Here is a 17,367-nt window from a genome sequence, read left to right on the forward strand (position 1 = left end):
TTTATAAGCTTGTAATGTTTAACATAATTAATTATGTTTCTTACATTTCGATGCAAATATATAGAACTTAACTCTTCAGCAAAACCCTTAATTTAGTAAAACGAAAACCCCTGAAAACAGGGGCATAAATATGTTTAACTCATAACTAATAATGTATAGTTTTTAAATTTATTTAAAAATCAGAAGTAGTTCATTAACTAGTCTTTGGTACCAATAGAAGTGAACTATATATTTTCTATTCAATATTTATTTACTAAATTAGGTCTTCAACACGTTAAAGCGTATTAATCCTAATTTAAACTTACCTTGCTTATGTTGTCTAATGAAGAAATTGGTAACCAATTAAAAAGTGAATTAGAAATCGCTATTTCTGAATATCAGTCATCCAATAAATTTAAAAAAACTGAAAAAGTCTTTAATAAATTAATGTCTTATGATTTTGATGAATACAAAAGCGACTTAAAAAAGAAGGTTGTAAAGAAAATTAAAAAGAGATGGACAAATCCTAAAGAAGGGATAAACCCAGAACAAAAATTAGATGCCATCTTATTTGAGCACGAATTTCCGCAAGAAAAAGATCAAAAAACCAAACTATACGGAATTATTAATTGGAAGAAAGAAACCATTAAACATGTAAAGGTTAAAATGGGATTCTCTTATGATTTCGCTGACGGATTAGAACAAATTAAAGGTATAAAAACTCAATTCTTTAATCCATTTGTAAAAAAGAAATTAGGGAAATCTTATTATGAAAATGGGGTTTTAATTACCGAAGACAGAGAGCTAGCAAAATGTTTTCAACTCAAAGGAATTATAGCCATTCATGAAGTATTTAATGAACTAAATGACAAAAATGCTTTTGATAAAATAAACAAAAACGAGAATTTTCATTTCGTTTTTGGAGAACATGATGATGAATACTATTTAATTCTATCCATATAAAAATTCAACTTATCATTTAATGGATTTAGCAAGACATTGTCGTTTATGCGACCACAAAATAACAAGTCTAAAAATTGGTACAACTTGCAGTTTAAACAATCTAAAACCAGAATTTAATAAAACTTGTTCTAAAATCGAACTAAATAAAAAGTTTGAAGATCAACTAGAATATGTTAACATAGATTACCAAAATTATAAGCGAAAAAAGCTTTTAACCTACACCTATTTTGTTGTATTTGCCGTAATGGGAATCGCAGTAATAATCGGAGGATTTTTATTTGGTAAATTCACCTTAGAAAGCAGAATTATATCCTCAGTAACAATAACGATTATAGTTATCGGGATTACCTTACTCGGAAAAGCATTTGGAACATTAAACACATACCGACAAGACATTGAGATCGCTAAAAGCAAAAAAGATAACATTGATGAAGTTCTAAAAGAATACAATATTACATATGATATTCAGGTGATGTTTGGAAAAGAAATTCACGGAGCTCAAGATGTTCATACAGAATTAAAAATAAAAGGAATTAGATAAAAATAGATTACTAATGAAAACATATTTCACACTTAACAACGGTATTAAAATTCCATCTTTAGGTTTCGGAACCTGGAAAACACCCGATGGAGAAACAGCTATAAAATCAATAAAAACAGCTGTAGAAATTGGTTATAAACATATTGATGCAGCAGCAATTTATGCAAATGAAGAAGGTGTTGGCGCAGGGATTAAAGCCTGTGATGTTGAACGCAAAGATCTTTTTATAACCAGTAAATTATGGAATGCTGAACGTGGGTACGAAAGCACATTAAAAGCTTTTGAAAAAACCTTAACAGATTTACAACTCGATTATTTAGACCTGTATCTTATACATTGGCCAGCTGCAGCACATCAGTTTGAAAATTGGCAAGAGATAAATGCAGAAACATGGAGAGCCATGGAAAAACTATACAATGAAGGAAAAATTAAAAGCCTTGGTGTAAGTAATTTTATGCCGCATCATTTAGAACCTTTAATGAAAACAGCTAAAATTCAACCTTCTATAAATCAGATAGAATATCACCCAGGATTTACACAACCAGACTGCGTAAAGTTTTGTACAGATAACAATATTCAAGTTGAAGGTTGGAGCCCACTTGGTCGTGGCGACGTATTAGATAATAAAATATTGAAAAACATTGCTAAGAAATACAATAAATCAGTGGCTCAGGTTTGTATTCGTTGGGCTTTACAAAACCATGTAATTCCTTTACCAAAATCTGTAACACCGCATCGCATAGAAGAAAATTTTAATGTGTTTGATTTTGAAATTTCAGAAGCAGATATGATTGCAATTGATGCCATGGAAAATATTGGAGCATCAGGATTAACCCCAGATACAGTTGAGTTTTAATCGCTGAATATTTTAAATATAATTGAAAGAAAACAAAGGCCATATCCACAAAGATATGGCCTTTGTTTATGATGGAAATCATGAAATACCTTCAACATCATGACTACCTTTATGTCTTATATTTCAGATAAATAAAATATTAAAATTTGCGTCTTATGAAATTGGGTAAATTAACCAACGGACTAGAAAATATTCTTCACACTATAGAAGAAAATGAAGATAATATTAATAAAATCACAGAGAAAATTCACGACAACTATAAGCTTAGTGCAAAAAACCTGTGTCGTTACTTAATCCTTAGAACTTTCGATTTAAGAAAATACCAAGATAACTTATCTGAAGTTGGTGTCTCTTCAATAAGAACATCTGAAGGCTACGTTTATAGCAACATTTTTAACGTTGTAAGAAATCTAAAACTACTCCAAGGGTTGCCACAGCCAGAATCTCCTAAAATGGAATTAATCGGTTATAAAAAGAGTAAAAAACTAGTTAAAAAAAATGCTAATGTTTTATTTAAAAGACCACGCACAAAGCATTTTGCTGAAATTATGGTCACTTTACCTAATACGGCAGCAAAGGACAAATCTATCATTAGAGAAATGGCCGAAAACGGCATGGAAATAGCCCGAATAAATCTAGGTCATGATACAATAGAAGAATGGACACAAATGGTCACTTACATTAAGGAAATTAACAACCAGACCAATTTTAATATTAAAATTTATATGGACTTAGCAGGTCCAAAATTTAGAACATCAACTATTGAAATTAGAAATGATAATGGAAAAATAGGAAAAAGTATTCCTATAAAAAAAGGAGATCATATCATTCTAACAAAACGAAGAACCAAAGGCAAAGCCTCTAAATTTGATAATAGCAATACACAAATTGAAAAAGCGGAAATTGGAGTCATGCTACATGAAATCGTTGATGAAATTAAAGTAGACGATGTTGTGTTTTTTGATGACGGAATGATAAAAGCTCAAGTGCTTTCTAAATCTAAAAAAGATGTTGAACTTTTAATTACAGATTGCTATAAATCTAAATTATCATCAGAAAAAGGTATCAATCTGCCACATACCAAATACAAATTACCTGCGCTTACCGAGCAGGATATTAAAAACTTACCTTTTGCTTGCGAAAATGCAGATTTACTAGGCTACTCTTTTGTACGAAACAAAGAAGATGTAGAATGTTTATTTGAACAGTTAAAAAAACAAAAAGCAAAAGATATAGGCGTTGTCTTTAAAATTGAAAATGCTGAAGCTTTTGAAAACTTACCAGAAATATTATTAGAAGGCATGAAACACCACAGAATTGGAGTAATGATTGCTCGTGGAGATCTTGCTGTTGAAGTTGGATTTGAACGAATTTCTGAAGTACAGAACCAAATATTATGGATTTGTGAAGCGGCACATATTCCTGTAATTTGGGCTACTCAAGTACTTGAAAATTTAGCAAAAACCGGAATTCCAACCAGAGCAGAAATTAGCGATGCTACACAAGGTGCTTATGCAGAATGTGTAATGCTAAACAAGGGTTCTTATATCAATAATGCTATAAAAACCCTTGAGAATATTTTGATTAGAATGGAATCTAATTCTTTTAAAAGAAAGAATGCTTTACGACCTTTAAACATCGCAAAACAAGCTACCGATAAGATATTTAACGGTTAAAGTGAACTTTTAAACTGTTCTAAGAAGCGAACATCGTTTTCGCTTAGTAAACGAATGTCACTAATTTGGTTTAATAACATTGCTATACGATCAATTCCCATTCCGAATGCAAATCCAGAGTATACTTTTGAATCAATACCACAATTTTCTAAAACATTAGGGTCTACCATACCGCATCCCATAATTTCTAACCAACCTGTACCCTTAGTAATTTTGTAATCAGTCTCAGTTTCTAGTCCCCAATACACATCAACTTCTGCACTAGGTTCTGTAAATGGAAAATATGATGGACGCAATCTAATTTTAGATTTCCCAAACATTTCAGTTGTAAAATATTGAAGTGTTTGCTTTAAATCTGCAAAACTGACATCCTTATCAATGTATAAACCTTCTACTTGATGAAAGAAACAATGTGCACGTGCAGAGATAGCTTCATTTCTAAATACACGACCTGGAGAAATTGTTCTAATTGGAGGCTGATTGTTTTCCATATAACGTACTTGTACCGAACTGGTATGCGTACGTAATAAAATATCTGGATCCGTTTGAATAAAGAACGTATCCTGCATATCTCTTGCCGGATGGTATTCTGGCAAATTCAATGCTGTAAAATTATGCCAATCATCTTCAATCTCTGGTCCTTCACTTACATTAAAACCAACACGAGAAAATATATCTATAATTTCATTTTTCACAATAGAAATTGGGTGACGTGCACCTAAAGCAATAGGTTCACTAGGTCGAGATAAATCACCATAGATTCCTTTGTCTTCATCTGCACTTTCTAAAGCTTCTTTTAAAGTGTTTACTTTAGCTTCTGCCGTAGTTTTAAGCTCATTAATAATTTGCCCGAATTCTCTTTTTTGATCATTCGCCACATTTTTTAATTCGCCATAAAACGCTTTCAAATGTCCTTTTGAGCCTAAATATTTAATTCTAAAAGCTTCAACTTCTTCTTTTGACTGTGCTTTAAAAGCTTCTGCTTCTGCTATAAGTTCTTTTATCTTGTCTATCATAGTATGTAAAAGTAGGAGGCAAATTTAGTGATTTTATGTAAAAACCTTATTGAATATTTATATTTAATAATACTTCTTTTACCCTATTAAGAGCAACTCTAATCAATATTAAAAACTAAAACCTCATAAAATTATAAATTGTTATTTTATATACTCTGATTCTACAAAGTAATTGACAATAGCTTCTTTCATCAGTACACTTTGTTCACCAGCTCTAAGGTGTGGCAATTGCGCCAATACTTTGTAGTGTGGCCAACCATCATCATCTACATAATCAAATTCATAAAAACCATAAGGCTCTAATACTTTGCAAATAGCAATATGCATTAAATCTAGTTTATGATCTTTTTTGTATTCTCTATGTAACTGACCAAGCTCTTGCACTCCAATGAGATATATTATAGAATCGAGATCTAATCTATCACCATCTGCAAATTGATTTGAGAGTTTTTCTACCAACAAATCCCATCGTTCTTTTAATTGTTCGTCTCTTGCCATGCTCATTTCCCTTAAAAACGGGAATTTCTTTAATTATTAAAAACCTTATTCTTAGTTGAAAATTCTAAATTAAGATTCAACCCTTATTTAAGGCTTCAAAGTTAAGAAACAAAAGTAGCTTCAATTAGGTTATTATTTATTTAATTGAAAAGCTCAAATTTCAACTTAAAAAAATCATGTATTTTTGCCTAAACCGCCAATTATATGAGTGTTATAGATATTGTTTTAGCTGCCCTATTATTATTTGGGTTTGTTCGTGGATTATTTAAAGGACTTTTTGTAGAAGTTGCTTCTTTGGTGGCATTAGTTTTAGGAGTTTGGGGCGCAATTCATTTTAGTGATTATGCCGCTAATTTTATAGAACCTAATGTTGATTGGGATGAAAAAACCATGAATATTGTAGCCTTTGCTATCACTTTTGTGGTTATTGTTTTAACTATAGGTCTCGCCGGAAAAGCCTTAACAAAATTAGCAGATTTTGCTGCTTTAGGATTAATAAACAAATTAGCAGGTGGTGTTTTTGGCGCACTTAAAATTGGTTTAATTCTAAGTGTATTATTAGGTGTATTTGATAAAATGAATGATACACTTCCCTTTATGGAAAAGGAAGATTTAGAAGAAAGTATACTTTATAGCCCAATACAATCTTTAGCACCAATGATTTTTCCGACTATAATTAAGAAATCTGAAACTATAGAAGAAAACACTTCTAATGAAGAAGAAAAAGAAGAGGTTTAATTTCTAAAAAAAGACCTGTAAGTTTTAAAACTCACAGGTCAATAACTATCTTTTTTTAGTCTAAGTGATAGATTTCCATAATATCCTTAAGGTATTTATCGAAATCTATTTTTAAGTCTATCAATTTTCCTGTGTGGACATCAAAAACCCACCCATGTACTTTTAATCCACGCTCTCTATAAGCTTTTTGTACTGCTGCTGTTTTAATTAAATTAACACATTGTTCCTTTACATTAAGCTCTACTAAACGATCGTACTTTTTTTCTTCACATTCAATGGCATTAAGCTCATCCTTATGCATTCTATACACATCTCTAATATTTCTTAACCATCCGTTTAAAACACCTAAATCTGCTGATTCCATAGCTGCTTTTACACCGCCACAAGCATAATGCCCACAGACTAAAACATGATCTACTTTTAGATGTGTTACTGCATAATTGACTACAGACATACAATTAGAGTCTGTACCAACCACCATATTGGCAATGTTTCTATGTACAAAAACTTCACCAGGACCTAATCCCATTAAATCCTCAGCAGTAACTCTGCTATCAGAGCAACCAATGTATAATAACTCAGGAGTTTGCCCTTTACCTAATTTCTCAAAATAATCGGGTTCTATAGCAAGCTTTTCTTTTATCCAACTTTCGTTATTCTTAAATACGTTATCTATATCCATATTATTTCAGGTGTTTTATACCATATACAGTTTTAATCAAATTTACTAAAAATGCTATGTATTAAGATGAATCTTTTTAATTATCTCAACTATAAAAAAATTAGGCAGTATTAACGTTTATGTCAATACTGCCTAACTATATAAATTAAAAAAGTCTTATTAGACTAATTATCATATTCGTAAAAATCTACAGCTCCTGTATTTACATCATACATAGCGCCAATGATTTGAATCTCATTGTTTTTTTCCATTTCTGTAAGTACCGGACTTTCAGCATGGATTCTTTTTATGGTTAAATCTACATTCATATGAGATACCTCATCAACAAACTTTAAATTCTTAGAATTTCTTAAACTGGCATCTTGAGGTTCTTTAACCGCTTCTACTGCCGGCTTAATTTTCTCTATCAACTTGGTTAAGTTTCCTAATTTTGCGTCATCACAAGCCCCTTTTATAGCTCCACATCTTGTATGTCCTAAAACAACAATAAGTTTAGTACCAGCTAATTTAGAAGCAAATTCCATACTTCCTAAAATATCTTCATTTACAAAATTACCTGCAATACGTACACTAAAGACATCGCCTAAACCTTGATCAAATACTAATTCTGCAGATACACGAGAATCGATACAGCTTAATATTGTTGCGAATGGAAATTGCCCTTCGCTTGTATCATTAACTTGTTCTAATAAATTTCTATTCGCTTTTAAGTTATTTTGAAATCTAACGTTTCCTTCTTTTAAAAAATCTAAAGCCTTTTGAGGCGTCATTGTTGATTGTGTTTCTCTTGTATGTGCTTTCATGTGTTTTCTTTTCTCTTAATAATTACTATTAATACCCATCAAAAAACTTAGGACATATCATTAAACTCTTATTTAAATAATATGTACGACTAATTGTTCTTCATTTTCAACAGAAGGGTTTTTCTGTTTAGTTAAAACTTACGATTAATCATCTTGTTTTAACTTAAACTGATTTTAGATTTAGGTCTCAGTTTAAAGAACTCTATAAAGCTTTCTGGATTTTCAACAATTCCACGCTTAGAAATTAATTTGATATTAATATTTCGTTCTTTAGCTTTAAAAGCAAAATCTTCTAATATTTCAATAATATCATAATCGAGATATCTCGTTTTGGTAACATCAAATTCTAAATAACTACCTTTTGGTAAATTATCTAATTCTTTTAAAATAGCACCTTTATTAAAGAAAGTTACTTCTTCTGCAAGTGTCATTTTTATAACACTCTTTCCGTTACTTTCATCTTCAATATGAAGGAAGTGTGAGTTTTGGTAGTTTTTCAATAAAATAACTACAATACCTACTAATAACCCTAAACTAATACCTACTAATAAATCTGTAAATACAATTCCTGCTACGGTTACAAAAAATGGCACAGATTGCTTCCAACCTAAATCGTACATCTTTTTAAATAATGATGGCTTAGCTAATTTATAACCTACTAATAATAGGATTGCTGCTAATACAGATAATGGAATTTTATTTAATAATGTAGGAATTAAAACTACAGATATTAAAAGTAAAAAACCGTGAAAAATAGTCGACATTTTAGATTTTCCACCCGATTGGATATTCGCAGAACTTCTAACAATAACTTGAGTAATAGGTAAACCTCCAATTAAACCAGAAACAATGTTACCTGCACCCTGAGCTAATAATTCTCTGTTTGTAGGGGTTACATTTTTATCAGGATCAATTTTATCAGATGCTTCTACACATAATAATGTTTCTAAACTTGCTACTAAGGCAATTGTAAATGCTACGATCCAAACTTCAGGATTTGTAATGACACTAAAATTAGGGAAACGAAATTGACCAATAAAAGAGTCAAAACTATCTGGAATAGGCACACTTACCAAATGAGATTCTGCAATAGCAAAGCTTTCACTAGATTGTGTTAATACATAAAAAATAATACCAACTACTACAGCAACTAATGGTCCTTGAATAATTTGGAAAAACTTACCTTTTTTAGATAATACGTTACTCCATAGTAGCAAAATACCCAATGCTATAAAGCCTGCAACCATAGAGCCTATAATAATGTTATCGAAAATACCTAATATTGCTGAAAACGTATTTTCTCCCGAAGTTTCTATAAAACTATCTGCTCCTTCTGGTTCTGCATCATAACCAAAAAAGTGAGGAATTTGCTTAAGGATAATGATTATACCAATACCGGTTAACATTCCTTTAATTACAGATGAAGGAAAATAATAACCAATAATCCCGGCTTTTAATAATCCAAAAATCAACTGAATAACTCCTCCTAACACAACGGCTACTAAAAAGTTTTCATAGCCTCCCAATGATCCAATTGCAGTTAGCACAATTGCTGCTAAACCTGCTGCAGGTCCACTAACTCCAATTTTAGAACCACTTAAGGCTCCTACTACAATTCCTCCAATAATACCAGAAATTACTCCTGCAAAAAGAGGCGCGCCACTGGCTAATGCAATACCTAAACATAAAGGTAATGCCACAAAAAATACAACGATACTTGCTGGGAAGTCGTTTTTAATAGTTTTAAACATGTATAAATAATTAGGGCAATAGGGTGTTCACTAAAGCCAATTTTCAATAATTTTTTTTGAGACTAAAGATGGTCTCCCTTTTTTACAAAAATTATGAAATAGAATCCGGGGGTGGAGAAATTAAATTAAAATGCGGTTTTGGATAATGCCCAAATGTGTACCCCACTAAATGTTTATCTGTATTATTTTCAAACACACACTCTGATGTTTGGTGATTTTTATCAAAAAGAATCTTAACACTGTGGTTGTCTTCTTCTTCACTTATGCTAAAGAAACAAGTCGTGTCTATAGAATCATCTACAGACATTATTACTGAAGGCGCAGAAATAAGCGCCACAAATAATATGAATAAAAAAGCAGTAATTATATGTTTTGAAGCTTTTGGCATAAGCGCCAAATATAATAAGTTAGACTTAAAAAACCGTTAAATAAGTTCTAAAAAACTTTTAATAATTTAATTTCTTTTGAAGGAATCCAACCTGTAGAATTATCAGATAGTTTAATTTTATTCCAATCCTCATAAGTTTCAACAACTTGAACCTTTGTTCCCTCATGTAATCTAAACACCTCTTCACTAGTAGGATTAGGGTCTGATTTCACTCTACTTTCTTGTACAAAAACAATTGCTGGATTATTCTTTTTATCTAAACCCGACTTTTGAAAAGCCATGGCTACGGCTAAAAAAGCCACTATTAAACTCACAATACTCACAACAAAAGCAACACGTTTTTTTGATGTTGAATACGAAAAATGATACATTAAAAATATAATCACAAATAAAAGAACACCTCCAATTGCAATTTCTGCCCAAGTATCCGTATTAAATGTGTTCACAATATTATTAATAATCTTAGAAAAACCAACATCAGGCACTTTCTCAATAGCATCAATCGTCATGTTTTGTGCAAATGCTAAGTTGCTCTGTATATCCTTATCTTTTGGATCTAGCTGTAGTGCTTTTTCGTAATAATATATACTAGGTGCAATATTATTAAGCTTATAATTTGCATTTCCTAAGTTAAAATATAATTCTGCTGAATGCTCTTTTGAATCTAAAATAGCTTCATACTGATCAATAGCTTCTGCGTATTTTCCGTCGTTGTATAACGCATTAGCTTTATCAAATTGTTGGTCATTTTGAGAAAAACCAATAACGCTAAAACAACAAAAAAGTAAAATGGTAAGCGCTCTCATATTATCTGAGTTGTTTATCTATTAATGAAATTGTTTTCGCTGCTTTATCATAATCATTCTGCATCGTAACCTGTGTAATTGGCGTATAACGTGCTAATTCGCAATTTTCTAAAATTGAAATAAAATCTGAAACAACTTCACTTTCAACATGACGATCAATTAATAAGCTTTCAATTTTCCCTTTATTAAAATCACTTGTTTCGATATTTAATTTTGCTTTTAAATAATTATGTAAAGCTTTCTCTAGAGCTAAGTAAAATGCTTCCTTTTGACCCATAGCTTTTTTAGCCTCGGTAAGATATTTTTTAGCTAAACGATCTGCTTTTCTTATACGATTACCTTGAACATCTGCACTACGAGCATCTTGCTTTCTTCTCACAATAATAGCCAAAGGAATTGCTAAAAACGGCAACAATAACAATGACCAAAAGCTTTTTGATTTAAAGAACGGTTCTGATTTTACAGACGTCCAATTAGATGATGTTTTAATAAACGCAAATGTATTAGTATTAGCAGTAACTGTTTGCTTAGCGTTTTCAGCTGTAGCATTTGAATTATCATTAGCCGCCGTTGGACCTTCAACGACATCAATTACAATTTCGTCTGAGGTAATACGATTATAAGTTTCCGTATTTGGATTAAAATATGAAAATGATATACTAGGCACAGGATATTTTCCTCGATACTGAGGTACAATCGTATAAGTATCCGAAATACTTCCCTGCATACCACTTAAATTAGTTCTAACGTTTTCTTCATGTTCAGGCTCATAAACCTCTAACGAACTTGGAACAGTCAGTTTTGGTAATTCAAATAATTTTAAATTCCCTTTCCCTTTCACTTCAATTTTAGCTTGAAGGGATTCTGTTGCATTTAATTCCGTTTTAGAAGTTGATACCTTAAATGAAAAATTACCTACTGCACCTTTAAAATCTGAAGGTTTATCTTTTTCTGGTAATGGTTTTACATTAATTGTTCTACTACCCGCAGTAACCACCTGTGGTACTTTTGTAGGTATTTGTCTTCCAAAAATATCTACACGACCTGTTGGAACTTCAGCTATAATATCCATAACTAAAGGATCTATTTTAAGAGGTCCTGTTTTTTGTGGATATAAAACTGTTTTTCTAAGTATAACATAACGGTATTTTTCACCTTTATATTCACCTTCTAAAATATTAAGCCCTTTAATTTCTATATTTTGACTCCAAAAATCATTAAATCTAGGCGTTTCTTTTTCACGCCAGTTACTACTTACTCCAATATCTGGAGAAACATACAACTTATAAACTACAGTTATAGCTTCGTTTAAATATGGACTTGAATTAGAAATTTCTGCAACTAAATGAATTTTATCTGAGGCCACATCTGAAGCAGCCCCATTACCATTAGGAGCTTTAACAGCTTCTGTTACGGTAACTTTAATAGGGAACGTTTTATAAGATTCTCCATCAATTTCAATTGTAGCTTGCTTAATGGTAAAATTTCCTCTTTTTTTAGGAGATAAAAAATAACTATATGTTTTAGAATACGAACGCTTTCCGTTTCTAGAATAATTACTTACAGATGTATTAGGACCACCAACAACATCAAAATCAGAAAAACTAGGCGGTACAAAATTATCACCGTCCTGATTCATTTCGAAATCTATACGTAAACGTTCATTAACTCCTAATTGCTTTTTACTGACTTTAGCTTCAAATTTCACTTGTGCAGAAGCTATACTTGTTGCAAGTATGAAAAGTAAAATTGATATGTTTTTAATTAATCTCATAGCTATTTCTGTCTTAAAGACATCTTTAACTCTATTTTTTTGTTGTAAATACCGACTTTTATAAGAAAACGCAAACTAACGACTTTCTGCAAGTTTACCAATCTTTTTCAGTCTTAACCTTAGCACCTTTTTGTTTTTCGGCATTCATTTTCTCTTGAACTTTTTGTTCTTGATTTTGCATCGCCTCTAAAATATTCTTTACCTGCTGAGGAGACATTTGTCCTGGTTGAGGCTTAGGTTTTTGGTTCTGATCCTTGTTATCTTCATTCCCTTTACCATCATCCTTTTTATCATCTTTAGGTTTTCCGTCTTCATCTTCATCTTTATCACCATCCTTTTTATCCTGATCTCCTTCGTCTTTCTTGTCCTTATTATCTTCTTTATCGTCCTTTTTATTCTCGTCCTCTTTCTTTTCTTGATCTTCTTTATCTTGCTCTTGATCCTTATTTTCGTCTTCCTTATTATCATCACCTCCACCATCTTGCTTTTGTTGCTCTGCACATTCTTTAGCTAAAGCGTAATTGTATCGTGTTTCTTCGTCAGTAGGATCATTTCTAAGCGCATTCTTAAAAGCTTCAACAGCCTCTTTACATTGTTCATTTTTCATTAAAATATTACCAATGTTATGAAATGCTCTGTGTTTTTCGTCTTTACTCGTTGCATTTTTAGCTGCTTCTTGACTTCTAAATAAAGCCTCATTAAAGCTTCCTTTTTGATAATAAGAATGTGCTAAATTATAAGAACCTACAGCTTTTGATGGGGCTTCTGAAATGGCTTTTCTATATTCCATTTCTGCTTCAATATAACTATCATCACTAATTAAAGTATTCGCTTTATAAACTAAATTAGTGGCGTTTTTGTCTGCTTCAAGTTGTTTTTCGCTTAATTCTTGAGAAAAGCCTAAACCTCCAATAAAAAGTATAATAAGTAGTATGTAAAATTTCATATGTTTTTTAATTATGAAAACGACCTCTAAATTACTAAAGCCTTTAATGACTTAGCGTTAAAAAAATTCTAAAAGTTATAATTCGATGGGGTTTTACTTAAATCATAAATTGAATTGTCGCTTTTAACAATTATATGATTCAAGGTAAATATTATGCACCAGATTCATTAAACAAATTCAACTTTGTTAACCAAGCTGTTTTTCGTTCTAAGAAGAAAATATCTATAAATAAAAGCAAAATTCCGATCCCTAAAAACCACTGAAATTGATCTTTAAAATCTGCGATTTGTTTAGACTCAAATTCTTGTTTATCCATTTTATCTAATTCTCCTTTAATAGCACTTACAACATCTGCTGTATTACGACCACTAATGTAGACTCCGTTTGCTTCTGATGCAATATCTTTTAGAGTGGTTTCATCTAAACGCGTAATAACAGTTTCACCATTATTATCTTTTTTATAATTTAGAATAACACCATTTCGTTTTATAGGAATTGGCCCTCCTTTTAGATCACCAACACCAACCGTTAGTATTTTTATACCTTGTTCTGCTGCTTCTTCTGCGACATTTAGTGCTTCTCCATCATGATCTTCTCCATCTGAAATGATGACTAAAACACGATTGGTTTGATCTTCATTATCGAAATAAGTTTTAGAAAGTTGAATCGCTTCGCTAATTGCTGTTCCTTGTGAAGACATCATATCGGTATTCATATTCTGTAAAAACATCTTTGCAGAAGCATAATCTGTGGTTATTGGTAATTGCGGAAATGCTTTACCCGCATAAGCAATAATACCCACACGATCACTCACCAAACTATTTACAATTTGCGTTACCAATTGTTTAGATTTCTCTAAACGGTTAGGTGCAATATCTTCAGCAAGCATACTTTTAGAAACATCTACTGCAAATACTATATCTACACCTTCACTACGTACGGTTTCTAATTTTGTTCCGATTTTTGGGTTGACCAAAGCAATAGATAAACATGCAAAAGCAGCACAAAGTACAAATACTTTTAGCACACTTTTAAATAGGGATTGATTTGGGCTTAAACGTTTTAATAAGCTAGAATTTGCGAATTTCTTTTGTACAGAACGCTTCCAAATTTGAAGTCCTATAAACAAAAGAATAATTACCGGTATGACCAATAACGTCCAAAACCATATGTTTTCATCGAGTCTAAACAAAGCTTCTAAATATTGTGTTTCTTAATAATAATTCTATCAATAATAATAGTCCAGCTAGTAATACTAATGGTCTATATTTTTCTTCGTAATTGTAATATTTCTTTTCTTCGACATCGGTTTTTTCAAGCTTATTGATTTCGCCATATATTTCAGCTAACTTGTCATTATTAGTTGCTCTAAAATATTTTCCACCGGTTTCTGCTGCAATATCTTTTAATAAGGCTTCATCAATTTCTACTTGAGAACGGCCATATCTAAAAGTTCCGTTTGGATTAATACCAATTGGCGATAATGCCATTCCATTAGTCCCTAAACCAATAGCATAAACTTTAATTCCATATTCTACGGCTAATTCACTAGCAATTTTAGGATCTATAAACCCTGAATTGTTAACACCATCCGTAAGTAGAATAATAACTTTACTTTTTGCTCTACTATCTTTTAATCGGTTTACAGAAGTTGCGAGTCCCATACCGATAGCGGTTCCTCCTTCAATAATATTATTGTAATTAATATCTCTCAAAGATCTTTTTACAATAGATTTATCACTTGTAATTGGTGTTTTTGTATACGCTTCACCAGCATACTCTACTAAACCAATTCTATCGTTAGGTCTACCATCTATAAAATCTGCAGCGACCTCTTTTAAAGCTTCTAATCGGTTGGGACGTAAATCTTTTGCCAACATACTAGCCGAAACATCAATTGCCATAACAATATCAATTCCGTTAGTGGTTTTTGTCTTTGTAGATACATCTACAGTTCTTGGTCTTGCTAAAGCTGTAATTAAAAGGGCTAAAGCAATTAAACGTAAAGCAAAAAGAGCATGTCTAAATTTAGACCAAAAAGACAATGATGTCTTAAAGCCTTTAGTGGTAGACATTTTTAGCTCTGCCGTTTGCTTACTGTGCTTTAGAACATACCAGATTATCGCTATTGGCAAAAGCAATAACAACCAGAATAATTCTTTATTTAAAAATTCTATATTTTCAAACATCATTTTGTCTCTTCTTGTAACTCTTCAGGGTTCAGTTCTATAGAGTTTGTAATTCGCTCTACCATATCATTGGCATAATCATCATCAGTTGGCCAAGTAATTATAATTTGTTGTAATACATTTTCGTTTGCAAAACACAGTACTACATATTCTGCGTCTACTGTGCTTTCAGAATTTGGATTTTTTAATGTTAAAGTTCCAAATGTTTTTAATCCTTCCGCTTTATTTGGTGTAATGTATTTATCTTTCTTAACCGCAATGTTACTCGCACCTTTTGCTTCGAAATCTTTAATGGTTTGTTCTGAAACTTCTAATAAATCGAAAGTTGGATTTTCTTTATTTTCTTCACCTTGTGCAGGTTGTTGTTTTGGCACATTTAGCGTTGTTGTATTTATAACAACACTAAAGACATCTGTCATTGATCCATATGCAAACGTAGTCATTGACATTTTTTGCTTAACCTCATCTGGAAGTTCAGTCTCAACACGTTTTAAAACTTTTGGTGTTTCTATAAAAACAGGTGGAAAACCATAAGCGCTTTCTACCCAGTTACCTTCTAGAAGCTCTTTATTTTCTTGACCAAAAATAGTATCTGCTACATAACCAAATCCGTATTTAAGCCCAAAACCAACATAAGTCGCAACAAGAAGAAATACTGAGGCACCAACAGTAATCCATACTTTTTGGCGTTTCTTTTTACGCGCTTGTTCTTCCTTATATTTTTGATCTAATAATTTTTCTTCTTCAGAAGGTTCTGGAAGACTCACTTTTACATGGTCGATTGCTTTACCAATGGTTGACTTATCCATTTCGGCAAGTGCTGTATCTGGTGCTGATTTTGCAAACTTTACTAAATCGGCACGTTGAAGAATCGATTCTATATGTAAAATTGTTTCTTTAGAAAGTGGTATTTGATTGCCTTCTTTTAATAAATTTAAACGTGTAATTAATTCTGAAGTTGTACTTTCTAAAGCACGATCATAAACTTGCTCATCTAAATATTTTCTAACAATAAAAGTCAATTCAGAATAATATTCCTTAACCTCTGAACGTATTAAATATTGACTTTCATCTAATTTCTGTAATGCTAATTTTGCACGATCGTAAGGAGGTAATAAGGCAATTTCCTCTTCTTCTGTTAGTGGTTTTTTTCTCCAAATAAACCAATACAATAAAAACGCTACCAATGCTACGATCAATACGATCCCCAATAACCATTTCCACCAATTGCCGCCTACTTCTTCAACTTCTATAATTGGTTTTATATCGTAAAGCTTTTGTTTTGTAGTATCGACTACAATGGTATTGACATCAACTTTTAACGAATCTGTAAAAAAGGCTTTTTCGCCAATAATTACTTTCTGTCTAGGAATGGTATACGAACCCGAATCGAATTGGGTTAATTTATAAACTCTAGATAATAAAAACTTCGCTTCTCTTTTTGTAGTGTCTATTTTTAAAGCTTCAACATTTTCTAAAGGCATAAAAGTTTGTCCTTCTGGAAAAACAACTAAAGCCAAAGAATCTGCTTCGACATTAATTTTATAGTTGATTTGCTCTCCAACTCTAATTTTGGTGGTATCTATTTCTGTTTTTACTTGAGCCGATACAAGTGTTGAAGACAGAAAACAAAAAACAAAAAACAAGCCTAAAACCGAAGCCTTTTTAGAGACAACAGTTAAGCCAATATTTCTTGTTAATACGTTATATATGGATTTAAAACTTTTCACTTTTTCAATTCTTACTTTTACTTCTTAGAGC

17 protein-coding genes are annotated in these 17,367 nt (G+C 31.5%); 5 read left to right on the forward strand and 12 right to left on the reverse strand.

Annotated features, from left to right (window positions below):
• Window positions 1-312: 312 nt before the first annotated feature.
• The 4 genes from H0I32_RS07225 to H0I32_RS07240 all read left to right on the forward strand — a co-directional run bounded on the left by H0I32_RS07225 (window position 313) and on the right by H0I32_RS07240 (window position 4,015).
• Window positions 313-942 carry a hypothetical protein gene (locus H0I32_RS07225; RefSeq protein WP_179312362.1) on the forward strand — a complete coding sequence of 210 codons (630 nt, stop codon included), beginning with the start codon at window positions 313-315 and terminating at the stop codon, window positions 940-942.
• A 19-nt stretch (window positions 943-961) separates the two neighbouring features.
• On the forward strand, window positions 962-1,483 hold the full coding sequence (locus H0I32_RS07230) for a hypothetical protein (protein WP_179312360.1): 522 nt from the start codon (window positions 962-964) through the stop codon (window positions 1,481-1,483).
• 13 nt (window positions 1,484-1,496) lie between these two features.
• Window positions 1,497-2,339, forward strand: a complete 843-nt coding sequence (locus H0I32_RS07235; RefSeq protein WP_179312358.1) for an aldo/keto reductase — start codon at window positions 1,497-1,499, stop codon at window positions 2,337-2,339.
• Window positions 2,340-2,494: 155 nt separating this feature from the next.
• Window positions 2,495-4,015: a pyruvate kinase gene (locus H0I32_RS07240; protein ID WP_179312356.1), complete on the forward strand. Its 1,521-nt coding sequence runs from the start codon at window positions 2,495-2,497 to the stop codon at window positions 4,013-4,015.
• Here H0I32_RS07240 and pheS read toward each other — a convergent pair.
• Window positions 4,012-5,031, reverse strand: a complete 1,020-nt coding sequence (gene pheS, locus H0I32_RS07245) for a phenylalanine--tRNA ligase subunit alpha (RefSeq protein WP_173587424.1) — start codon at window positions 5,029-5,031, stop codon at window positions 4,012-4,014. The genes H0I32_RS07240 and pheS overlap by 4 nt on opposite strands.
• A gap of 141 nt (window positions 5,032-5,172) precedes the next feature.
• Window positions 5,173-5,529 carry a hypothetical protein gene (locus tag H0I32_RS07250; RefSeq protein WP_179312354.1) on the reverse strand — a complete coding sequence of 119 codons (357 nt, stop codon included), beginning with the start codon at window positions 5,527-5,529 and terminating at the stop codon, window positions 5,173-5,175.
• Window positions 5,530-5,733: 204 nt separating this feature from the next.
• On the opposite strand from H0I32_RS07250, the gene H0I32_RS07255 reads away from it, so the two are divergent.
• Window positions 5,734-6,267, forward strand: coding sequence for a CvpA family protein (locus H0I32_RS07255; protein WP_179312352.1), 534 nt, complete (start codon window positions 5,734-5,736; stop codon window positions 6,265-6,267).
• A gap of 55 nt (window positions 6,268-6,322) precedes the next feature.
• On the opposite strand, the gene H0I32_RS07260 is transcribed toward H0I32_RS07255, so the two are convergent.
• The 10 genes from H0I32_RS07260 to H0I32_RS07305 all read right to left on the reverse strand — a co-directional run bounded on the left by H0I32_RS07260 (window position 6,323) and on the right by H0I32_RS07305 (window position 17,294).
• On the reverse strand, window positions 6,323-6,949 hold the full coding sequence (locus tag H0I32_RS07260) for a carbonic anhydrase (protein ID WP_173587427.1): 627 nt from the start codon (window positions 6,947-6,949) through the stop codon (window positions 6,323-6,325).
• A 164-nt stretch (window positions 6,950-7,113) separates the two neighbouring features.
• Complete coding sequence (locus tag H0I32_RS07265) at window positions 7,114-7,752, reverse strand: carbonic anhydrase family protein (RefSeq protein ID WP_179312350.1); 639 nt, start codon at window positions 7,750-7,752, stop codon at window positions 7,114-7,116.
• A 158-nt stretch (window positions 7,753-7,910) separates the two neighbouring features.
• Window positions 7,911-9,503 carry a SulP family inorganic anion transporter gene (locus H0I32_RS07270; RefSeq protein WP_179312348.1) on the reverse strand — a complete coding sequence of 531 codons (1,593 nt, stop codon included), beginning with the start codon at window positions 9,501-9,503 and terminating at the stop codon, window positions 7,911-7,913.
• Window positions 9,504-9,594: 91 nt separating this feature from the next.
• Window positions 9,595-9,891, reverse strand: coding sequence for a hypothetical protein (locus H0I32_RS07275; RefSeq protein WP_173587430.1), 297 nt, complete (start codon window positions 9,889-9,891; stop codon window positions 9,595-9,597).
• A gap of 47 nt (window positions 9,892-9,938) precedes the next feature.
• Window positions 9,939-10,697, reverse strand: coding sequence for a tetratricopeptide repeat protein (locus H0I32_RS07280; RefSeq protein WP_173587431.1), 759 nt, complete (start codon window positions 10,695-10,697; stop codon window positions 9,939-9,941).
• A gap of 1 nt (window position 10,698) precedes the next feature.
• Entirely contained in the window at window positions 10,699-12,471 is a 1,773-nt protein-coding gene (locus tag H0I32_RS07285) for a BatD family protein (RefSeq protein WP_179312346.1), read from the reverse strand.
• 94 nt (window positions 12,472-12,565) lie between these two features.
• Complete coding sequence (locus H0I32_RS07290; protein WP_179312344.1) at window positions 12,566-13,417, reverse strand: aerotolerance regulator BatC; 852 nt, start codon at window positions 13,415-13,417, stop codon at window positions 12,566-12,568.
• 151 nt (window positions 13,418-13,568) lie between these two features.
• Window positions 13,569-14,609 carry a vWA domain-containing protein gene (locus H0I32_RS07295; protein WP_179312342.1) on the reverse strand — a complete coding sequence of 347 codons (1,041 nt, stop codon included), beginning with the start codon at window positions 14,607-14,609 and terminating at the stop codon, window positions 13,569-13,571.
• Window positions 14,602-15,606 (reverse strand): vWA domain-containing protein, encoded by a 1,005-nt coding sequence (locus tag H0I32_RS07300; protein ID WP_179312907.1) that lies wholly within the window; start codon window positions 15,604-15,606, stop codon window positions 14,602-14,604. The genes H0I32_RS07295 and H0I32_RS07300 overlap by 8 nt, the downstream gene beginning before the upstream one ends.
• A complete protein-coding gene (locus H0I32_RS07305; protein ID WP_179312906.1) occupies window positions 15,606-17,294 on the reverse strand; it encodes a hypothetical protein in 1,689 nt (562 codons plus the stop codon). Before H0I32_RS07305 ends, H0I32_RS07300 begins: the two co-directional genes overlap by 1 nt.
• Window positions 17,295-17,367: the final 73 nt, after the last annotated feature.

The sequence above is a fragment of the Winogradskyella sp. HaHa_3_26 genome (assembly GCF_019278425.1).
In the GTDB taxonomy this organism is placed as follows: Bacteria; Bacteroidota; Bacteroidia; order Flavobacteriales; family Flavobacteriaceae; genus Winogradskyella; species Winogradskyella undariae.

Bases quoted from the DNA above. Each gene is read 5' to 3' on its own strand.
- H0I32_RS07225 (WP_179312362.1), top strand. From the start codon at position 313: ATGTTGTCTAATGAAGAAATTGGTAACCAATTAAAAAGTGAATTAGAA.
- H0I32_RS07230 (WP_179312360.1), top strand. From the start codon at position 962: ATGGATTTAGCAAGACATTGTCGTTTATGCGACCACAAAATAACAAGT.
- H0I32_RS07235 (WP_179312358.1), top strand. From the start codon at position 1,497: ATGAAAACATATTTCACACTTAACAACGGTATTAAAATTCCATCTTTA.
- H0I32_RS07240 (WP_179312356.1), top strand. From the start codon at position 2,495: ATGAAATTGGGTAAATTAACCAACGGACTAGAAAATATTCTTCACACT.
- pheS (WP_173587424.1), bottom strand. From the start codon at position 5,031: ATGATAGACAAGATAAAAGAACTTATAGCAGAAGCAGAAGCTTTTAAA.
- H0I32_RS07250 (WP_179312354.1), bottom strand. From the start codon at position 5,529: ATGGCAAGAGACGAACAATTAAAAGAACGATGGGATTTGTTGGTAGAA.
- H0I32_RS07255 (WP_179312352.1), top strand. From the start codon at position 5,734: ATGAGTGTTATAGATATTGTTTTAGCTGCCCTATTATTATTTGGGTTT.
- H0I32_RS07260 (WP_173587427.1), bottom strand. From the start codon at position 6,949: ATGGATATAGATAACGTATTTAAGAATAACGAAAGTTGGATAAAAGAA.
- H0I32_RS07265 (WP_179312350.1), bottom strand. From the start codon at position 7,752: ATGAAAGCACATACAAGAGAAACACAATCAACAATGACGCCTCAAAAG.
- H0I32_RS07270 (WP_179312348.1), bottom strand. From the start codon at position 9,503: ATGTTTAAAACTATTAAAAACGACTTCCCAGCAAGTATCGTTGTATTT.
- H0I32_RS07275 (WP_173587430.1), bottom strand. From the start codon at position 9,891: ATGCCAAAAGCTTCAAAACATATAATTACTGCTTTTTTATTCATATTA.
- H0I32_RS07280 (WP_173587431.1), bottom strand. From the start codon at position 10,697: ATGAGAGCGCTTACCATTTTACTTTTTTGTTGTTTTAGCGTTATTGGT.
- H0I32_RS07285 (WP_179312346.1), bottom strand. From the start codon at position 12,471: ATGAGATTAATTAAAAACATATCAATTTTACTTTTCATACTTGCAACA.
- H0I32_RS07290 (WP_179312344.1), bottom strand. From the start codon at position 13,417: ATGAAATTTTACATACTACTTATTATACTTTTTATTGGAGGTTTAGGC.
- H0I32_RS07300 (WP_179312907.1), bottom strand. From the start codon at position 15,606: ATGTTTGAAAATATAGAATTTTTAAATAAAGAATTATTCTGGTTGTTA.